Source organism: Aeromonas sp. L_1B5_3 (assembly GCF_963866575.1).
GTDB classification, from domain to species: domain Bacteria; phylum Pseudomonadota; class Gammaproteobacteria; order Enterobacterales; family Aeromonadaceae; genus Aeromonas; species Aeromonas jandaei.
On record NZ_CAWMDN010000146.1, the window covers coordinates 33297 to 51185 of the forward strand.

The 17889-nt window shown below is 58.3% G+C and carries 19 protein-coding genes; 6 read left to right on the plus strand and 13 right to left on the minus strand.

All coding sequences use genetic code 11. From position 1 onward, the window contains the following. Window positions 1–53: 53 nt before the first annotated feature. From mnmE to AACR93_RS19220, 8 genes are all read right to left on the minus strand, one after another. Window positions 54–1415, minus strand: coding sequence for a tRNA uridine-5-carboxymethylaminomethyl(34) synthesis GTPase MnmE (gene mnmE / locus AACR93_RS19185; RefSeq protein ID WP_043851674.1), 1362 nt, complete (start codon window positions 1413–1415; stop codon window positions 54–56). Between the two features lie 110 nt (window positions 1416–1525). Continuing rightward, window positions 1526–3172, minus strand: coding sequence for a membrane protein insertase YidC (gene yidC / locus AACR93_RS19190; protein ID WP_043851675.1), 1647 nt, complete (start codon window positions 3170–3172; stop codon window positions 1526–1528). 5 nt (window positions 3173–3177) lie between these two features. Further along, window positions 3178–3426 carry a membrane protein insertion efficiency factor YidD gene (yidD, locus tag AACR93_RS19195; protein ID WP_010672280.1) on the minus strand — a complete coding sequence of 83 codons (249 nt, stop codon included), beginning with the start codon at window positions 3424–3426 and terminating at the stop codon, window positions 3178–3180. After that, window positions 3393–3752 (minus strand): ribonuclease P protein component, encoded by a 360-nt coding sequence (rnpA, locus tag AACR93_RS19200; protein WP_005342318.1) that lies wholly within the window; start codon window positions 3750–3752, stop codon window positions 3393–3395. The genes yidD and rnpA overlap by 34 nt, the downstream gene beginning before the upstream one ends. Beyond that, window positions 3752–3886: a 50S ribosomal protein L34 gene (gene rpmH / locus AACR93_RS19205; RefSeq protein ID WP_005307156.1), complete on the minus strand. Its 135-nt coding sequence runs from the start codon at window positions 3884–3886 to the stop codon at window positions 3752–3754. Before rpmH ends, rnpA begins: the two co-directional genes overlap by 1 nt. Before the next feature lie 270 nt (window positions 3887–4156). Beyond that, window positions 4157–4891: an amino acid ABC transporter ATP-binding protein gene (locus AACR93_RS19210; protein WP_043851676.1), complete on the minus strand. Its 735-nt coding sequence runs from the start codon at window positions 4889–4891 to the stop codon at window positions 4157–4159. A gap of 12 nt (window positions 4892–4903) precedes the next feature. Next, on the minus strand, window positions 4904–5572 hold the full coding sequence (locus tag AACR93_RS19215) for an amino acid ABC transporter permease (protein WP_104016737.1): 669 nt from the start codon (window positions 5570–5572) through the stop codon (window positions 4904–4906). Continuing rightward, window positions 5573–6331 (minus strand): amino acid ABC transporter substrate-binding protein, encoded by a 759-nt coding sequence (locus AACR93_RS19220; RefSeq protein WP_033115252.1) that lies wholly within the window; start codon window positions 6329–6331, stop codon window positions 5573–5575. It lies immediately after the preceding gene. A 311-nt stretch (window positions 6332–6642) separates the two neighbouring features. On the opposite strand from AACR93_RS19220, the gene dnaA reads away from it, so the two are divergent. The 4 genes from dnaA to gyrB are packed head-to-tail and all read left to right on the plus strand — an operon-like array spanning window position 6643 to window position 12652. Beyond that, window positions 6643–8019, plus strand: coding sequence for a chromosomal replication initiator protein DnaA (dnaA, locus tag AACR93_RS19225; protein WP_033115253.1), 1377 nt, complete (start codon window positions 6643–6645; stop codon window positions 8017–8019). A gap of 15 nt (window positions 8020–8034) precedes the next feature. After that, window positions 8035–9138 carry a DNA polymerase III subunit beta gene (dnaN, locus tag AACR93_RS19230; protein WP_033115254.1) on the plus strand — a complete coding sequence of 368 codons (1104 nt, stop codon included), beginning with the start codon at window positions 8035–8037 and terminating at the stop codon, window positions 9136–9138. A 2-nt stretch (window positions 9139–9140) separates the two neighbouring features. Next, on the plus strand, window positions 9141–10244 hold the full coding sequence (gene recF / locus AACR93_RS19235) for a DNA replication/repair protein RecF (RefSeq protein ID WP_043851677.1): 1104 nt from the start codon (window positions 9141–9143) through the stop codon (window positions 10242–10244). Continuing rightward, the gene (gene gyrB / locus AACR93_RS19240) at window positions 10241–12652 is read left to right on the plus strand and encodes a DNA topoisomerase (ATP-hydrolyzing) subunit B (protein ID WP_043851678.1); all 2412 of its coding nucleotides are present in this window, start codon (window positions 10241–10243) and stop codon (window positions 12650–12652) included. The genes recF and gyrB overlap by 4 nt, the downstream gene beginning before the upstream one ends. Window positions 12653–12720: 68 nt before the next feature. On the opposite strand, the gene AACR93_RS19245 is transcribed toward gyrB, so the two are convergent. The 5 genes from AACR93_RS19245 to AACR93_RS19265 all read right to left on the minus strand — a co-directional run bounded on the left by AACR93_RS19245 (window position 12721) and on the right by AACR93_RS19265 (window position 16601). Next, window positions 12721–13485, minus strand: coding sequence for a GNAT family N-acetyltransferase (locus AACR93_RS19245; protein ID WP_043851679.1), 765 nt, complete (start codon window positions 13483–13485; stop codon window positions 12721–12723). Window positions 13486–13565: 80 nt separating this feature from the next. Beyond that, window positions 13566–13943, minus strand: a complete 378-nt coding sequence (locus tag AACR93_RS19250; protein WP_042031095.1) for a VOC family protein — start codon at window positions 13941–13943, stop codon at window positions 13566–13568. A 66-nt stretch (window positions 13944–14009) separates the two neighbouring features. Then, window positions 14010–14714, minus strand: a complete 705-nt coding sequence (locus AACR93_RS19255) for a helix-turn-helix transcriptional regulator (protein WP_043851680.1) — start codon at window positions 14712–14714, stop codon at window positions 14010–14012. Window positions 14715–14779: 65 nt separating this feature from the next. Next, window positions 14780–15739 (minus strand): helix-turn-helix domain-containing protein, encoded by a 960-nt coding sequence (locus tag AACR93_RS19260; protein WP_043851681.1) that lies wholly within the window; start codon window positions 15737–15739, stop codon window positions 14780–14782. Window positions 15740–15830: 91 nt separating this feature from the next. After that, complete coding sequence (locus AACR93_RS19265) at window positions 15831–16601, minus strand: MBL fold metallo-hydrolase (protein WP_043851682.1); 771 nt, start codon at window positions 16599–16601, stop codon at window positions 15831–15833. A gap of 280 nt (window positions 16602–16881) precedes the next feature. On the opposite strand from AACR93_RS19265, the gene AACR93_RS19270 reads away from it, so the two are divergent. Both AACR93_RS19270 and AACR93_RS19275 read left to right on the plus strand, forming a co-directional pair. Then, window positions 16882–17295: an Hsp20 family protein gene (locus AACR93_RS19270; RefSeq protein ID WP_041210487.1), complete on the plus strand. Its 414-nt coding sequence runs from the start codon at window positions 16882–16884 to the stop codon at window positions 17293–17295. Between the two features lie 92 nt (window positions 17296–17387). Continuing rightward, window positions 17388–17828 carry an Hsp20 family protein gene (locus AACR93_RS19275; RefSeq protein ID WP_005339297.1) on the plus strand — a complete coding sequence of 147 codons (441 nt, stop codon included), beginning with the start codon at window positions 17388–17390 and terminating at the stop codon, window positions 17826–17828. Window positions 17829–17889: the final 61 nt, after the last annotated feature.

The following is a 17889-nucleotide window of genomic DNA, read 5'->3' on the forward strand; positions in this document are numbered from 1 at the left end:
ATGCACAAAAAGCCCGGGGCGAACCCGGGCTTTTTATTGTCTGCCAAACCGGCTTATTTGCCGATGCAGAAGCTGGAGAAGATGCGGCCCAGCAGATCGTCTGAGCTGAATTCGCCGGTGATCTCGGAGAGGGACTCTTGCGCGAGGCGCAGCTCTTCGGCCACCAGCTCGCCAGCCACGAACACTTCCAGCTGCTCCTTGGCCACCAGCAGCCGCTCGGCGGCGCGCTCCAGAGCATCCAGATGGCGGCGGCGGGCCATAAAGCCCCCTTCGGTGTTGCCCTGGAAGCCCATGCAGGCTTTCAGGTGTTCTCGCAGGGCAGGCAGCCCCAGCTCGGTCTTGGCGGAGATGCGATAGACGGCGTGGCCCTGCTCCTGGCTCGGCGCCAGATCTTCACCAGTCAGATCGGCCTTGTTGCGAATGACGGTGAGGCCGATGTTTTTTGGCAACCGATCAACAAATTCCGGCCAGATTTCGCGCGGGTCGACCGCGTCTGTGGTGGTGCCATCCACCATAAACAGCACCCGATCGGCCTGCTCGATCTCTGCCCAGGCACGCTCGATACCGATCTGCTCCACCTTGTCCTGAGTGTCGCGCAGACCGGCGGTGTCGATGATGTGCAGCGGCATACCATCGAGGTGGATGTGTTCGCGCAGCACGTCGCGGGTGGTACCGGCGATCTCGGTGACGATGGCCGACTCGCGCCCAGCCAGAGCGTTGAGCAGGCTCGATTTGCCGGCGTTGGGACGACCGGCGATCACCACCTTCATCCCTTCCCGCAGCAGGGCGCCCTGCTTGGCTTCACCACGCACGTCGTCCAGCTCGGACATGATGGCGTAGAGGTCGCCCGCCACCTTGCCATCGGAGAGGAAGTCTATCTCCTCGTCCGGGAAGTCGATCGCCGCTTCCACATAGATGCGCAGCCGGGTCAGGTTTTCCACCAGCTGCTGGATCTTGCTGGAGAACTGCCCCTGCAAGGAGTGCATGGCGCTGCGGGCAGCCTGTTCGCTGGAGGCCTCAATAAGGTCGGCAATAGCCTCGGCCTGGGCCAGATCCAGCTTGTCGTTGATGAAGGCGCGCTCGCTGAACTCGCCGGGGCGGGCAGGGCGGATCCCTTCAATTTGCAGAATGCGGCGGATCAGCATGTCCATGATGACGGGGCCGCCGTGGCCCTGCAGCTCCAGCACATCTTCGCCGGTAAAGCTGTTGGGGGCCTTGAACAGCAGGGCTATGCCCTGATCCAGTACTTCGCCTTGCTCATCCCTGAACGGCAGATATTCGGCGTAGCGTACCCGCGGGCACTTGCCGAGCACTATCCCGGCGACCTGTTCGGCGGCGGGGCCGGATACCCGGACTATGCCGACGCCACCACGGCCGGGGGCGGTGGCCTGGGCCACGATCGTATCTGTAGTCATCTTGCTTGGCTCGTTTGTTCGCTGATAGGAAAACGTAGTGGGTGACATTGTAATAAAAAAGGCGGCCCGAAGGCCGCCTCTTTTGTCATCACGGGAAGATTAGCTGCGCATCAGTTACGAGTGTGCAGGCCTTTCTTCTCCAGCTGACGATAGATGATGGTCTGCTGGGTGATGGAGATAACGTTGCTCACCAGCCAGTACAGAGTCAGGCCAGCCGGGAACCAGAGGAACATGAAAGTGAAGATGATCGGCATGAACTGCATCACTTTCTGCTGCATCGGGTCGGTCACGGTGGTCGGGCTCATCTTCTGCAGATACCACATGGAGGCACCCATGAGGATTGGCAGCACGAAGAAGGGGTCCTTCACTGACAGGTCGGTGATCCACAGGGCGAACGGCGCGTGGCGCAGCTCAACAGACTCCATCAGTGCCCAGTAGAGGGCAATGAAGATGGGCATCTGAACCAGGATCGGCAGACAGCCACCCAGCGGGTTGACCTTCTCCTTCTTGTACAGCTCCATCATGCCTTGAGACATCTTCTGGCGATCGTCGCCGAAGCGCTCGCGCAGGGCCGCAATCTTGGGTTGCAGCATGCGCATCTTGGCCATGGAGGTGTACTGGGCCTTGGTCAGCGGGAACATGATGCCGCGCACCAGCAGGGTCAGCATGATGATGGCGACCCCCCAGTTCTGGACGAAACCGTGGAACACGGTCAGCAACCAGTGCAGCGGTTGGGCGATGAACCACAGCCAGCCGTAATCGACGGTCAGGTCGAGGTGGTTTGCCACCTTGGCCATCTGGTCTTGCAGCTTGGGACCAACCCACAGTTTGCTGGTCACTTCGGCCTGTTGACCGGCGGCCACGTCAACCATCGGCGCCTTGTAACCGATGATGGCCTGGCCTTTGCCCGGGATCACACGGCTGTAGAAGCTGTTGGTATCGTTTGCGTTCGGAGCCCAAGCAGAGACGAAGTAGTGTTGCAGCATGGCGACCCAACCACCCTTGGTGGTCTTGCTCAGGTCGGCATCCTTCATCTCGTCGAAGGTGTACTTCTTGTAGCGGGTATCTTCAGTGGAGAAGGCACCGCCGCGGTAAGCACTGGCTACCATGGCATGGCTTTGCTGGTCTTTCGGAGTCGCCACGGTCTGCTTCAGCTGACCGTAGAACTGCACCTGTACCGGCTCGGCGGATTTGTTGTCGATCTTGTAGTCGACGCCAACGGCATAGTCACCACGCTTGAGGATGAATTCCTTGGTGAAGACAACGCCCTTGCTGTCGGTCCAGGTCATCGGTACGACGACTTGATCCTGACCATCGGCCAGCTGGTAGCTGGTCTGGGCGGCTTCATAGGTGGGACGACCCTGGGCCTGGCTGTCAGGACCATCGCGACCAACCAGACCGCTCTGGGCAACATAAAGATGCTCAGGTTGGCTGGTCAGCAGTACGAACGGTTGATCCTTGCCTTCTTCCAGCTTGTGGGCCAGCAGTTCAGCAGAGACGATGTCGCCACCCTGGGTATCCAGAGTCAGCTTGAGCACGTCGGAGGAGACGGTGATCAGCTTGCGTGCGGCAGTCGCATTGGCTTGCTCGGAAACCTGAGGAATATCACCGGATTGACCGGCTTCAGGTACGAAATGTTCGGTTTGGGCCACGGTAGTCGGGGCCGGCTTGGGAGCCTTGTCGGACTCCCACTGTTGCCAGAGCAAAAAGCTCACGAACAGCAAACCGATCAGGAGTAGATTGCGTTGTGATTCCATAGTCTTCAGTTTCTTCGCTTTGGTTGCGGAACCGGGTCATAACCACCCTCGGATAAGGGATGGCATTTTAATAGACGTTTGCTGGCTAACCAAACGCCTTTTATGAAACCGTGAAGTCGGATTGCTTCTATCGCAAATTGGGAACAAGTCGGGGTAAAACGGCAGCGCGGCCCCAGCAGGGGACTAATGATTAGCTGATACAGACGTATCAGTTTGATAGCTACCCATTGCAACGGCGTGACAGAGTGCGCCATAGCTTTTCCAGTAACTTGAACAGTTCCTCGTTATCCATCTCTTTCACACCGGCCTTGGCGATCACCACGATGTCGATAGCGGGCAGCTGATGTTGTTTGAGGCGGAAACTTTCCCGAACCACCCGTTTGACACGGTTACGCCAAACGGCACGCTTGAGTGCTTTTTTGGGCACAGCGAGACCAAGACGAGGGTGTTCGAGCGAATTGGGAGAGGCGAGAAGAGTAATCTGCGGAGAGGCGGCCCGGACAGGCTCGGCGAAAACGCGTTTGAAGTGTTCGGGAGTTAACAGACGTAACTCCCGAGAGAAGGTGTGCTGGGTAGGCATTAGACTACCAGGCGGGCACGACCCTTGGCACGACGAGCGGCCAGAACTTTACGACCGTTGGCAGTTGCCATGCGGGCGCGGAAACCGTGAGAGCGCTTGCGCTTCAGGTTGGACGGTTGAAAAGTACGTTTCATGATTCGATTCCGTATTACTGTACAGTTTTGATTGTCACACTTAGCCGACGCGCCAGCTATAGCGTGTGACGACTAGCAAAAGAGGCCGAATTCTAAACAGAGTTCGGCTTTTAGTCAATCCGCCGTTCCCTCTCATCCTGCGGTGGTCTTGAAAAGGCCACTGCCGAGTGTGAGGATCCAGAGGATCGAGGGCTCCGGATTATACTGGCAACCCGGTGTTAAACAAGGGATCCCCCAATAAAAAAGGCGGCCAGGCCGCCAAAGAGAGAGCTATTTAAGGACTTTCCGCAAGAACTCCCGGGTACGGGGATCCTTGGGATCGACCAATATCTGATCCGGCGGGCCCTGCTCCACGATCCGGCCACCTTCCATGAAGATCACCCGATCGGCCACATCCCGTGCGAATTCAATCTCGTGGGTCACCACCACCATGGTCTGGTGCTGGCTAGCCAGCTTTTTCATCAGCCCGAGCACTTCATCGACCCACTCCGGATCGAGGGCCGAGGTGGGTTCGTCAAACAGGATTACCTTGGAGTGGGCCGCCATGGCCCGGCCGATGCCTACCCGTTGCTGCTGGCCGCCGGAGAGGGAGGCCGGATAGGCGTCCTTCTTGTCGGCAAGACCTATATCCTCAAGGATGCCAAGGGCGGTAGCACGGGCTTCCGCTTTTGGCTGTTTCCAGACAGTGATCAGCCCTTCGGCGATGTTGTCCTGCGCCGTCTTGTTGGCAAACAGGGCGTAGTTCTGGAACACGAAGGATGCGCGCTTGCGCAGCTCGATGGCCTGCTGCTCGCTGGCATTTGCCAGATTCAGCTGCAGATCGTCGATGGCAAGCGAACCTGCATCCGGGGTCTCCAGCAGGTTCAGGCAGCGCAGCAGGGTCGACTTGCCGGTGCCGGAGGGGCCGATAATGACCACTATCTCCCCCTTCTTTACCTCCAGATCGATGCCGTTGAGCACCTGATTGCCCTGATATGCCTTGGAGAGGCCGGTTAGCTTGATCATGAGAGCCCTCCTTTAATAGGCACGGTTGAGACGAATTTCCAGCAGGTGCTGCAAGCGGGTGAAGAAGATGACCACTACCCAGTAGATGAGCGCTACCGCCATAAAGCTCTCGAAGAACTTGAAGGAGGAGGAGGCTTCCATCTGCGCCTTGCCCATGATCTCGGCCACACCGAGGGTAAAGGCCAGCGAGGTGCTCTTGATCATGTCGATGAAGTAGTTCATCAGCGACGGAGTGGCGATGCGTGCCGCCTGCGGCAGAATGATCCGCTGCATCGCCTGCAGCCGGCTCATGCCGATGCTGAGCGCCGCCTCCATCTGGCTTTTGTGGATACCCAGGATCGACGCTCTGATCGACTCGGCCATGTAGGCGGCAAAGTGGAGGGTCAGACCTATGATGGCGGCGGTAAAGGCATCCATCCCGGAAAAAACGTGGAACAGTTGTGGCAGCCCGTAATAGAGCAGAAACAGCTGGACGAGCAGCGGAGTACCCCGAAAGAACGAGATATAGAGCATCGCCAGCCAGTGGATCACGGGGATGCGAAAGACCCGTACTATCGCCAGTGCCAGCGACAGTACGAGTGCCAACGCGAATCCCCACAGGGCCATCTCCATCGTGGTGCCCAGATATTTGAGCAGGATGGGAAACAGCCCCAGGGTGTACTCGATATCGAAGTGCATCATTTATTTGTCGGTGATGTCGGACGCGAACCATTTCTCGGAAATTTGACGCAGGGAGCCATCCTTGCGCATGGCGGTCAGAGCCTCATCGACCTTCTTCAGCAGCGCCTGCTTCTCCGGGGTCTTCAGGAAGGGCAGGGCGTTCTCGATGGTTTCGAACGGTGCGCCAGCCTGTTGCAGCGGCAGCTTGGACTCCTTGATCAGCTGGGCGGTGGAGACGCGGTCCATCACGAAGGCGTCAATGCGGCCCAGCGCGACATCCTGCTCGAAGGCGGAGTCATAGGTGCGGATATCGATCTTGTGGTTCGGATCGTTCTTGCGCAGCAGCTCTTCAAAGTTGGAGCCCAGGTTGACCGCGACCTTTTTGCCTTCCAGATCCTTGATGCCGTGGATGGTGTTGTTGCCCTGACGGACCACGATCTGGGCGCCGTCATAGACGTAGGGCTGGGAGAAGTCGTACTTCGCCTTGCGCTCGTCGGTGATGGTGATCTGGTTGGAGATGGTATCGACACGGCCGGTTTCCAGCATGCCGAACAGGCCGGAGAAGCTGGCGGTAACGAACTCGACCTTGTAGCCGGTGCGCTCGCCGATCTGGTTCCACATATCCACTTCAAAGCCCTGCAGCTTGTCCTGCTTGACGAAAGTGAACGGGAAGTACTTGCCGGACATGCCGACCTTGATGGTCTCCTGGGCGATGGCCTGACCAGACAGGGTAGCCAACAGGATGGCTGCGCCGGAAATAAGCTTGATGGAAGTTTTCATGGGGTTTCTCTCTCTAAATGTCTTGTATTTGTAGTTGTAATAACTGCTTTGGCGCTGATGTTATTGGAATAAAATTTAAAAAATAAATGACATTTGGTTATATGAAATAACAGGAGTGCAGCACGAGATCCGCCAGTTGCAGCAGTGGATCAAGCTGTGGGTAACTTTGGGGATGAAAGATGATCCGGAGGCGCTGGATCCTTGAAAGTCAAGGATCTTATTTGCTGGATCCGCGGGGTCACGGCTGGAGATCCGGCGGCTAAAAACGTAGAATAGCCGGTCTTTAGTTAATCAATCGACAGGAGTTTAGAGTGACTGCTTCGCTATGGCAGCAGTGCCTTAACCGGCTGCAAGATGAGTTGCCCTCGGCAGAATTCAGCATGTGGATCCGGCCGCTTCAAGCGGAGTTGAGTGACAATACTCTGACCCTGTATGCACCGAATCGCTTCGTTCTGGACTGGGTACGAGACAAGTACCTCATCCGGGTGAACGGTATCATTAACGAACTTTGCGGGGTCGATGGCCCCGCCCTGCGTTTTGATATTGGCAATCGTCCTCACCCCGTCACCGTCGCTGCAAGCAGAGCGCCGGCGCAGGGTGCTGCGCCTGTGAATAACTTGCAGAAGAGCTGGGAAAGCAAGCCCGAAACCAAGCCCGAGCCGAACCACAAGAGCAACACCAACGTGAACTATACCTTCGAGAATTTCGTCGAGGGTAAGTCCAACCAGTTGGCTCGTGCGGCGGCCCGTCAGGTGGCGGACAATCCGGGTGGCGCTTACAACCCGCTGTTCCTCTATGGCGGTACCGGTTTGGGTAAAACCCACCTGCTGCACGCCGTTGGCAATGCCATCAAGGAGAGCAAAAAAGATGCGAAAGTCATCTATATGCACTCCGAGCGGTTCGTGCAGGACATGGTGAAAGCGCTGCAAAACAACGCCATTGAAGAGTTCAAGCGTTACTACCGCAGCGTCGATGCCCTGCTCATCGATGACATCCAGTTCTTCGCCAACAAGGAGCGCTCCCAGGAGGAGTTCTTCCATACCTTCAACGCTTTGCTCGAAGGCAACCAGCAGATCATCCTCACCTCGGATCGCTATCCGAAAGAGATCAACGGTGTCGAGGATCGCCTCAAGTCCCGCTTCGGCTGGGGCCTGACGGTGGCGATCGAGCCGCCTGAGCTGGAGACCCGCGTCGCCATCCTGATGCGCAAGGCGGACGAGAACCAGATCCACCTGCCGGACGAAGTGGCCTTCTTCATCGCCAAACGGCTGCGTTCCAACGTCCGTGAACTGGAAGGGGCCCTCAACCGGGTGATCGCCAACGCCAACTTTACCGGTCGCGCCATCAACATCGACTTCGTACGCGAAGCGCTGCGCGATCTGCTGGCGTTGCAGGAGAAGCTGGTCACCATCGACAATATCCAGAAGACGGTGGCGGAGTACTACAAGATCAAGCTTGCAGATCTGCTCTCCAAGCGCCGTTCCCGCTCCGTGGCCCGCCCGCGCCAGCTGGCGATGGCTCTGGCCAAGGAGTTGACCAATCACAGTTTGCCGGAGATAGGTGATGCCTTTGGTGGCCGTGACCATACCACCGTTCTTCATGCCTGCCGCAAGATCGAGCAGCTGAAGGAGGAGAGTCACGACATCAAGGAGGACTACTCCAACCTGATCCGTACCCTTTCTTCCTGATAACGGAGAGCACAGATGCAGCTCGAAATTAGCCGTGAGGCCCTGTTACGTCCTCTGCAACTGGTGTCCGGTGCCCTGGGTGGCCGACCGACCCTGCCGATCCTCGGCAACGTGCTGCTTGATGTCAGCAACGGTCTGCTGTCGCTGACCGGTACCGATCTCGAAGTAGAGATGATCGGTCAGGTCTATCTGAATGGTGCCAGTGAAGATGGCCGCACCACTGTGCCGGCGCGCAAGCTGCTGGACATCTGCCGTGGTCTGCCGGAAGGCGCCGAGATCCGTCTCAATACCGAAGGCGATCGCCTGATCATCCGTTCCGGCCGTTCCCGTTTCAATCTGTCGACCCTGCCGGCGACCGAGTATCCGAACATCGAGGATTGGGAGTCTGTGCTCGAGTTCGATATCAGCCAGCTGGAGCTGAAGAAGCTGATCGATGCGACCCAGTTCTCCATGGCCAGCCAGGATGTGCGTTACTACCTGAACGGCATGCTGTTCGAAAGCGAAGGTCACGGTCTGCGTACCGTGGCGACTGACGGTCACCGTCTGGCCACCTGCCGCCGCGAGGTTGTGGGGGAATCGCTGCCCGATCATCAGGTTATCCTGCCACGCAAAGGGGTGCTGGAGTTGGTGCGTCTGCTGGAAGCGGAAGACAAGCCGGTGCGACTGCAGATCGGTCGCAGCAACCTGCGTGCCGCCCTCGACGGCTTCATCTTCACCTCCAAGCTGGTGGATGGCCGTTTCCCGGACTGGCGTCGGGTCATTCCGCGCAACAGCGACAAGGCCCTGATTGCCGGCCGTGAGGATCTGCGTCAGGCGTTTGCCCGCGCGGCGATCCTCTCCAACGAAAAATTCCGTGGGGTGCGTCTCAATCTGCAGGAAAACCTGCTGCGCATCACCGCCAACAACCCGGAACAGGAAGAAGCGGAAGAGCTGCTTGACGTACAATACGCTGCTGGCGAGATGGAGATCGGATTCAACGTCTCTTATGTGCTGGACGTGCTGAATACGTTAAAATGTGAGCAAATCCGGGTTAGCCTGAGCGATTCCGTCAGCAGCGCCATTATTGAGGATTTTGAAAATCAGGATGCTCAGTACGTGGTAATGCCGATGCGGATCTAGTCGTGTCTCTGGTCAAACTCCAGCTCAGCGACTTTCGCAATATCCAGCAAGCCAGTCTCGCGTTGTCACCCGGCCTCAATATTCTGGTCGGGTGCAATGGCAGCGGCAAGACCAGCGTGCTGGAAGCCATTCACTACCTTGGTCTGGGGCGCTCCTTTCGCACTCATCTGACCGGGCGGGTTATCCGCCAGGGGGAGAGGGCGTTTACCCTGTTTGCCCAGTGCGAACTGGATGGGCGTCAGGTGCCTATCGGTCTTGCCAAGGACAAGAGTGGCGAGACCCAGCTCAAGATTGCCGGAGCACAGGCGCAGCGATTGGCCGATCTGGCCGAACTGCTGCCGGTGCAACTCATCCATCCGGATGGCTTCAATCTGTTGACCGGGGGGCCGCAGGCTCGTCGGGCCTGGCTCGATTGGGGTGTGTTTCATCAGGAAACCACCTTCTTCGCCCTGTGGGGGCGGGTGCGGCGGCTGCTGAAACAGCGTAATGCGCTGCTGCGCCAGAGCACCCAATATCGCCAGCTGGCGTTCTGGGATCAGGAACTGGTGCGGCTGGGTGGTGAACTGGCAGGCTTTCGCGCCAGTTATTGTCAGGCCATTACGCCCCTGATCAAGGAGATGACGGCGGATTTTCTGCCGGAATTCGATATCAGTCTTGGTTTTTACCGGGGCTGGGAGAAAGATACCCCCCTCAACGAACTGCTGGAGGCGGGGTTTGAGCGGGATCGGGCGCTGGGCTACACCGGTGTCGGTCCGCAGAAAGCCGATGTTCGCCTCAAAGCGAACGGGGTGCCAGCTCAGGATATTTTGTCCCGGGGTCAGCTCAAGCTGCTTGTTTGTGCCATGCGCTTGGCCCAAGGGCTCTATTTGAATCAACATAGCAGCCGTGGCTGTATTTTTTTAATTGACGATTTTGCCTCTGAACTGGATGTCGAGAAGCGTCGCCTCCTGGCCGCAAGGCTGAAGCAGTGCGCGTCCCAGGTGTTTATCACCGCCATCGATACCGGTCAGCTCGCAGACATGATGGATGCGAATGACTGCAAGTTGTTCCACGTGGAACAAGGCAAGATCTCCGAAACGTTAGAGAAGGCAGAGAGTAAGCTATGAGTGAAAATACTTACGACTCCTCGAATATCAAGGTGCTGAAGGGCCTGGATGCGGTCCGCAAGCGCCCGGGGATGTATATCGGCGATACGGATGATGGCTCGGGTCTGCACCACATGGTGTTCGAAGTCGTCGATAACTCCATTGACGAGGCGCTCGCTGGCTACTGCTCCGATATTCAGGTCAAGATCCATTCCGATGGCTCCGTCTCCGTACGCGATAACGGCCGTGGTATTCCGGTCGATATTCACCCGGAAGAGGGCCGCTCCGCTGCCGAAGTCATCATGACCGTGCTGCACGCTGGCGGTAAGTTCGATGACAACTCCTACAAGGTTTCCGGTGGTCTGCACGGCGTCGGCGTCTCCGTTGTTAACGCCCTCTCTGACAAGCTGCTGCTGACCATTCGTCGTAACGGCCACGTCTACGAACAGACCTATCATTTGGGTGAGCCGCAGGCTCCGCTCAAGCAGATCGGTGACAGCACGGGTACCGGTACTGAAGTGCGTTTCTGGCCGAGCCCGACCATCTTCAGCGATACTCTGTTCCACTACGAGATCCTGGCCAAGCGCCTGCGCGAACTCTCCTTCCTCAACTCCGGCGTTTCCATCCGTCTGATGGATGAGCGTGATGGCCGTGAGGCGCACTTCTGCTACGAAGGCGGTATCAAGGCGTTCGTTGAGTACCTGAACCAGAACAAAACCCCGATCCACCCGAAGGTGTTCCACTTCACTACCGAACAGGATGGCATCGGTGTGGAAGTTGCCATGCAGTGGAATGACGCCTATCAGGAAGGGGTCTACTGCTTCACCAACAACATTCCGCAGCGCGATGGTGGAACTCACCTCGTTGGTTTCCGTACCGCGCTGACCCGTACCCTTAACTCCTACATGGAGAAAGAGGACTACAGCAAGAAGGCCAAATCTGCCGCCAGCGGTGATGACGTGCGTGAAGGTCTGATAGCCGTTATCTCCGTCAAGGTGCCGGATCCCAAGTTCTCCTCCCAGACCAAGGACAAGCTGGTCTCTTCCGAAGTGAAGACTGCTGTCGAGCAGGCGATGGGTGAGAAGCTGGCCGACTTCCTGCTGGAAAACCCGGGCGATGCCAAGATCGTGGTCAACAAGATCATCGATGCGGCCCGTGCCCGTGAAGCGGCCCGCAAGGCCCGTGAACTGACTCGCCGCAAAGGCGCGCTGGATATCGCCGGTCTGCCCGGCAAGCTGGCTGACTGTCAGGAAAAAGACCCGGCGCTCTCCGAACTCTACATAGTGGAAGGGGACTCTGCTGGCGGTTCCGCCAAGCAGGGTCGCAACCGGAAGAACCAGGCCATCCTGCCGCTCAAGGGCAAGATCCTGAACGTGGAGAAGGCCCGTTTCGACAAGATGATCTCCTCCCAGGAGGTGGGCACCCTGATCACCGCACTGGGTTGCGGTATCGGTCGCGACGAGTACAACCCGGACAAGCTGCGTTATCACAACATCATCATCATGACCGATGCGGACGTCGATGGTGCGCACATCCGAACCCTGCTGCTGACCTTCTTCTATCGTCAGATGCCGGAAATCATCGAACGTGGCTACGTCTACATTGCCCAGCCGCCGCTCTACAAGGTGAAGAAGGGCAAGCAGGAGCAGTATCTGAAAGACGAAGACGCGCTGCTGCAGTACCAGACCGCCATGGCGCTGGATGGTGCCACCCTGCACGTCAACGAGTCTGCCCCGGCTATCGGTGGCGAGGCACTGGAGCGTCTGGTCAACCAGCACCGCTCGGTGACTCACCTGATCACCCGTATGTCTCGTCGTGCGCCGGAAGCGGTACTGACCCAGCTGATCTATCAGCCGGAGTTGAACGAAGCGCTGCTGAACAGCGAGAACGATCTGCTGGCCTGGTGTCAGGGTATGGAAGCCGTGCTCAACGAGAGCAACCAGGGTATCCAGTACCAGATGCAGGTTAGCCGCGATGAAGAGCGCCGCCTGTTCGTGCCGCACGCCGTGGTACGTCAGCACGGTGTCGACCGCGAATACCCGATCAGCTACGACTTCCTGCAATCCTCCGAGTACCGTCAGCTGGTCTCGCTGGGCAAGGAGATCGCCAACCTGATCGAGGAAGGCGGTTACATCAAGCGTGGCGAGAAGGTGAAGCCGGTCTCCAGCTTTGTCGAAGCGGTCGAGTGGCTGATGGGCGAAGGCAAACGCGGCATCTACATCCAGCGCTATAAAGGGTTGGGCGAGATGAACCCGGACCAGCTGTGGGAAACCACCATGGATCCGGAAGCCCGCCGCATGCTGCGCGTCACCATTGACGACGCCGTTGGTGCTGACCAGCTCTTCTCCACCCTGATGGGTGATGCTGTAGAGCCGCGTCGTGACTTCATCGAGACCAACGCCCTGCGCGTAGCCAACCTCGACGTCTAATCAGACTCGCTGATTGCAATAAAAAGCCGCTCACAAGAGCGGCTTTTTTACATCTGCAGTCTGCTTTATCAGAGCATTTTGCTCATGATGACCAGGTTGTGGGGTAGCACAGCTCCATCGCTAGCCGTGCGATGACGCAACGCTGGCACTATGTGGTGGATAACCCCGAACCCCAGCTTGGTATAGAAGGGCTCGGCGGTCTGGGTACCGAGATTGACCTCGTAAACCCCTTGCTGTGTCAGGTACTCCAGCACGGTATTGGCGAGCAGGGTGCCGGTTCCTGCGGGTTGCCCAGGTTGCACGACCACAGTGCCGATATAGGCGTATCGCCGATTGTCTGTGGAGTAGATAGACCCGGACATACCTCCCTGCAGTTCACCATTATCATCATGCAGCATCAAGACAAAGGTCGGCCGGATTTTGGGATCCTGCTCGTTGACCGCTTCGATATAGAGGATTTTGCCTGCTGGCTGAGAACCGCAATGCACTCTGAAGATTGCAGTGTGATCCGGGCCTGCGGGCATATGAACGGCCTCGTGCTGATAACCGCTTTGGGTGAGAGGGGTATAGAGCTCCTGATACGTGGTGAGTATCACCACCTCATTGATGAGGTGGCCCTGCTGCCGTTGTTCATCGATCAGCTGATCCAGATAATCGAGCGGAGTACCGAGAAAGCTGGCTTCCGGGTAGTGGACGATGACGTTGGGGTTGAAGCCAAACTCCTGCTCACGCAGTTGCAGCAGGGAAAAAAGTGCCAACTGCTTCTCGCTCAGTTCATCGGCTGTGCAGTTATCTGGCTGATACAGTTTGAGTGGATTATGTCGAGTGGTCATTGTTTATCCATAAAATGATGCGCGCAGATGATAACACAGCCGATCGGATAGGGTCGTTCCACGTGGAACATTGAACCGGATTACCTCAGCTCAGGTGCCGGGCAGTAGAGGCGCAGACGATGGCCATCCGGATCGAGGGCCATGCAGGTGTAGCCAAACTCCATCTTGGTCGGCGCCTGGATCAGGGTGAGCCCGCGCGCCAGCCACTCGGCAGACAGGCGATCGACGGCATCATCATCGGGGAGGGCGAAGGCCAGCTCCATCGCTCCGGCCGTTTGGGTCACGGCAGGTTCAACTGTGGCGCTGGACCAGAGTGCCAGTCTGGCGCCCGATTCGAACACGAACATGGCAAAGGTAGGTGACTCCTCCACCGGTTCACGCCCGAACAACTCGCGGTAGAAGAGCGCGCTGCGGGTCGGATTGGTAACGTAGAGGATGGTGAACTGGGGGACTAACATGGTGATGCTCCTTGCTGATTAGATGGCGCATCGGCGCCGACCCCGTCAGCATGGCGCTACCTGCTGTCAGTTTCTGTCAGCAATGAATTTCGGCTGCGGGATCTGCTGTGTGGCGCGCCACTCCTTCAGCAGGCTCTCTCTGCTTTTTGGATAGCGGCAATCTTGTGGCTGCATCCGGGTGATGCGATCGACCCGAAAGTGGCGAAAGCCCTGACGCAGTTCGCACCAGGCCACCAGTACCCGTACCTGTTCGAAGTAGCCTAGAGCAAAGGGCCAGACGGTGCGCTCAGAGGCCTCATCCTTGAGATCGCGATAGCCCAGGATCACCTTGCGTTGCTGGCGGATGGCACTGCGCAACGGGGCTTCATCTGTGAGGCTGTCGCTGCGGGAGGTGCCGATTAGCAGGGCATTGCTCTGGAGCTGCTGGCGATAGTCGGCGGGCAGCACGGCTTCTATCTTGGCCAGCGCACTGCTGGCCGATGCACTCAAGGCTCCATCACCGTGGGCGACGACCCAACGTGACCCCAGCACCAGCGCATCCAGCTCCTCTTCACTGAACATCAATGGCGGCAGCATGAAGCCGGGACGCAGCACATAGCCGATCCCGGGTTCACCCTCGATATGGGCACCTTGTGCCTGCAGAGCGGCGATATCCCGATAGAGGGTGCGCAGGCTGATGCCAAGCTGGCTGGCCAGTTCCGCGCCTGTGATGGCGTAGCGGTGGCCGCGCAGCAGCTGGAGCAGGGTCAGCAGGCGTTCGGAACGGGACATGGAATGACTCCTCGGGATCTCTGGCTAGCCTGCCATAGCGGAGTGAGCGGGTATAGAGGATGTCATCAGACATTGTTGCCACGAAAAGATCGTCGCCACTCGCTGGGAGAGATGGCAAAGCGGGCACGAAAGTGATTGCGCAGGGAGGTGGCACTCTTGAAGCCGACCAGCTCGGCAATGCGATCGATGGAATGGCCGCTTACCTCCAGCAGCTCCTGACTACGCCTGAGCCGTTCCGCCAGCAGCCATTCACCCACCGAGAGGCCGGTTGCCTGATGAAAACGGCGGGTAAAGGTGCGTCGACTCATCAGGGTGAGGTCTGCCAGAGAATCCAGGGTATGGGGGGCGGCCAGATGAGCACGCAGGTGGTCGAGCAACTGGTTCATCCGGACATCGCGGGTGGAGGCGGGCACCGGCTGCTCGATAAACTGGGCCTGCCCCCCTTCCCGGTGAGGCGGGATCACCAGCCGCCGCGCCACCTTGTTGGCGATGGCCGAGCCGTGGTACTGGCGCACCAGATAGAGGCAGCAGTCCAGCCCGGCGGCAGTACCTGCCGAGGTGACCAGCCCTTCGTCATCCGCATAGAGGGCGTTGGTATCGAGCTGCACGCAGGGAAAGCGGCGGCAGAAATCCTGTTCGTACTCCCAGTGGGTCGATGCCTTGCGACCATTGAGCAGCCCGGCGTAGGCGAGCACATAGGTACCGAGGCAGAGCCCGACCAGCCGGGCACCTCTGGCTCTGGCGGCAATCAGGGCATCGAGCAGCGCTGCGGGTGGCCGTGCTGCCGGGTCGTGCCAGAAGGGGATGACGATGATCTCCGCCTCGGCCAGCACCTCCATCCCATGGGGAGCCTGAATGGTGAAGCCTTGCGCTGAGTGTGAATGAGGGTTGCCATCGCCGCAGCAGATCTTGAGCTCGAACAGTGGCTGGCCCGGCAGGATATCGCCGAAGATGAGACAGGGGACGGCGCAGTGAAAAGGGCTGAAGTGATCGAAGGTCACCACGGCAACGATCGGGGTGGTCATGGTGTTGGCTCCTCTCTGCGCGCAGACCACTCATCATAAGCGTTCGGCAGTGAAAGCCGAAGGGCCATCTCTGGCATGGCCCTTTTGTGGATCACAGTGATATCGCCTCGCCATCTTGCGGCACCCGTACTCGATCCATCATGCCCCGTACCGCCAGATAGTCGCGCAGCTCCTGGCGTGACAGCACGGCGTGGTTGACCGCCTCCATATGGCTGGCGATCAGCGTGGCTTGCGGTGCGGCCTGATAAACGGCGGCGACATCCTCCTTGCCCATGATGATGGAACCTAGCCCGGGCACCTGTGCATCGCCACAGTTGAGGATGATGACCTCGGGCTGATGCTGTTGCAGGGCTTGCTCGACCCGGGGATGCCAGATGGTATCACCGGCCAGATAGAGGCACTGCTCATCGGGGTGGGAGAAGACCACGCCGCACACTTCTCCCATGCGCTCGCCCAGTACCGCCATCAACTGGTCGCTGCCGTGCTGACCACCGGTCTGCTGCAGGCGAATGCCGGCAAATTCTGGTTGGTCGCTCAGCAGGCGCACATCCTCAAAGCCACTGGCACGAATGGCATCGGCATCTTTCTGATGTTGTACCAAGAGCGGCAGATGCTTGGGGATCTGGGCTCTGGCGGCGTCATCCCAGTGGTCGGGATGGTCGTGGGTGACGATAACGGCGTCCACATCGACCAGCTCATCGATCGATAGCGGCAGCTCGACCAGCGGATTGCGCAGATGGCTGTTGGCGGTGCCCTCAAAGCCGGGGAAGGCCCCCTTGGCAGAGAGCATGGGGTCGATCAGAAAGCGGGTGCCGGCATAGTCGAGCAGCAGGGTGGCGTTGCGAACCTGGGTAATCTTCATGGGATGGCTCCATGTTGGCTGGTGGATATGCAACCAATTATGGGAGACGGAGCGAGTTGCCATCAGTGGCCCACGGGTCGATTATCATCACTATCGGGCCAACAGGTTGATGTTCAACAGGTCGGCGCGGCCATTTAAAAAATTTGAAAAAATCCCCTTGAAAGGAAAAAGTGAGCCCCTATATAGGTAACAAGGCCGGAACGCTCGACAGAGGTTTCGACCAGGTGCCCGTCCATAAGGAGGGCAAAAAATCCGTTATCGCTCACAAGAGGGTAATACTATGCGTTCTATCGACTTTTCTCCGCTCTATCGTTCTGCCATCGGTTTCGATCGTCTGGCCAATCTCATCGAATCTGCGGCCAGCAATGGCAATGCCGGTTACCCCCCCTACAACATCGAGCAGTTGGGTGACAACGACTACCGCATCAGCATGGCGGTGGCGGGCTTTACCCAGGAAGAGCTGGAGCTGAGCTTCCAGGAAAATCTGTTAACGGTGAAGGGCAACAAGCAGGCCGATACCGAGCGCAACTACCTCTACCAAGGCATAGCCGAACGCGGTTTCGAGCGTCGCTTCCAGCTGGCCGACTATGTGCGGGTGAAAGGGGCCGACCTGAAAAACGGCTTGCTGCACATCGAGCTTGTGCGTGAAGTGCCCGAGGCGATGAAGCCGCGCAAGATCGAGATCAACGGCTGATAGCCTGAATTCACTGAAATTTTAAAATTTCCCGGGTGCCGATGACGGGCCTGTGGAGAGTTGAACCTGTTGCTTATTAGAAGGATAGGATTATGCGTAACCTCGATTTTTCTCATCTCTATTCCAACGCCGTCGGCTTCGAGCGGATGGCCCGTGAGCTGGAAGGTCTGTTTGAGCAGAAGACTGCCGCTTACCCCCCGTACAACATTGAGAAGCGCGATCAGGATGGCTATCGCATCACGGTCGCCGTGGCTGGCTTCGAGCGCGAAGAGCTGGAGCTGGAGACCGAAAACGGCACCCTCAAGGTGAAGGGGCGCAAAGGGGCTGCGGCCGGTGAGCGTCAGTTCCTCCATCAGGGGATTGCCGAGCGCGACTTCGAGCTCGCCTTCAAGCTGAGCCAGCACGTGGAAGTGCAGGGTGCCAAGCTGGAGCATGGTCTGCTGACCATCGATCTGGCTCGCGAACTGCCGGAGGCGCTCAAGCCCCGCGCCATCCCCATCGGCAAACCCGAGCAGCTGGCGCTGCCCGGCTAAGCAAACCGGATCGCGATAAACAATAAAGGCCTGCATCTGCAGGCCTTTCTGCTTTTGTATC

What these genes read in the sequence shown, in the direction of transcription:
- mnmE (WP_043851674.1), bottom strand. Translation starts at nt 1,415, where the DNA reads ATGACTACAGATACGATCGTGGCCCAGGCCACCGCCCCCGGCCGTGGT.
- yidC (WP_043851675.1), bottom strand. Translation starts at nt 3,172, where the DNA reads ATGGAATCACAACGCAATCTACTCCTGATCGGTTTGCTGTTCGTGAGC.
- yidD (WP_010672280.1), bottom strand. Translation starts at nt 3,426, where the DNA reads ATGGCGCACTCTGTCACGCCGTTGCAATGGGTAGCTATCAAACTGATA.
- rnpA (WP_005342318.1), bottom strand. Translation starts at nt 3,752, where the DNA reads ATGCCTACCCAGCACACCTTCTCTCGGGAGTTACGTCTGTTAACTCCC.
- rpmH (WP_005307156.1), bottom strand. Translation starts at nt 3,886, where the DNA reads ATGAAACGTACTTTTCAACCGTCCAACCTGAAGCGCAAGCGCTCTCAC.
- AACR93_RS19210 (WP_043851676.1), bottom strand. Translation starts at nt 4,891, where the DNA reads ATGATCAAGCTAACCGGCCTCTCCAAGGCATATCAGGGCAATCAGGTG.
- AACR93_RS19215 (WP_104016737.1), bottom strand. Translation starts at nt 5,572, where the DNA reads ATGATGCACTTCGATATCGAGTACACCCTGGGGCTGTTTCCCATCCTG.
- AACR93_RS19220 (WP_033115252.1), bottom strand. Translation starts at nt 6,331, where the DNA reads ATGAAAACTTCCATCAAGCTTATTTCCGGCGCAGCCATCCTGTTGGCT.
- dnaN (WP_033115254.1), top strand. Translation starts at nt 8,035, where the DNA reads ATGCAGCTCGAAATTAGCCGTGAGGCCCTGTTACGTCCTCTGCAACTG.
- gyrB (WP_043851678.1), top strand. Translation starts at nt 10,241, where the DNA reads ATGAGTGAAAATACTTACGACTCCTCGAATATCAAGGTGCTGAAGGGC.
- AACR93_RS19245 (WP_043851679.1), bottom strand. Translation starts at nt 13,485, where the DNA reads ATGACCACTCGACATAATCCACTCAAACTGTATCAGCCAGATAACTGC.
- AACR93_RS19250 (WP_042031095.1), bottom strand. Translation starts at nt 13,943, where the DNA reads ATGTTAGTCCCCCAGTTCACCATCCTCTACGTTACCAATCCGACCCGC.
- AACR93_RS19255 (WP_043851680.1), bottom strand. Translation starts at nt 14,714, where the DNA reads ATGTCCCGTTCCGAACGCCTGCTGACCCTGCTCCAGCTGCTGCGCGGC.
- AACR93_RS19260 (WP_043851681.1), bottom strand. Translation starts at nt 15,739, where the DNA reads ATGACCACCCCGATCGTTGCCGTGGTGACCTTCGATCACTTCAGCCCT.
- AACR93_RS19265 (WP_043851682.1), bottom strand. Translation starts at nt 16,601, where the DNA reads ATGAAGATTACCCAGGTTCGCAACGCCACCCTGCTGCTCGACTATGCC.
- AACR93_RS19270 (WP_041210487.1), top strand. Translation starts at nt 16,882, where the DNA reads ATGCGTTCTATCGACTTTTCTCCGCTCTATCGTTCTGCCATCGGTTTC.
- AACR93_RS19275 (WP_005339297.1), top strand. Translation starts at nt 17,388, where the DNA reads ATGCGTAACCTCGATTTTTCTCATCTCTATTCCAACGCCGTCGGCTTC.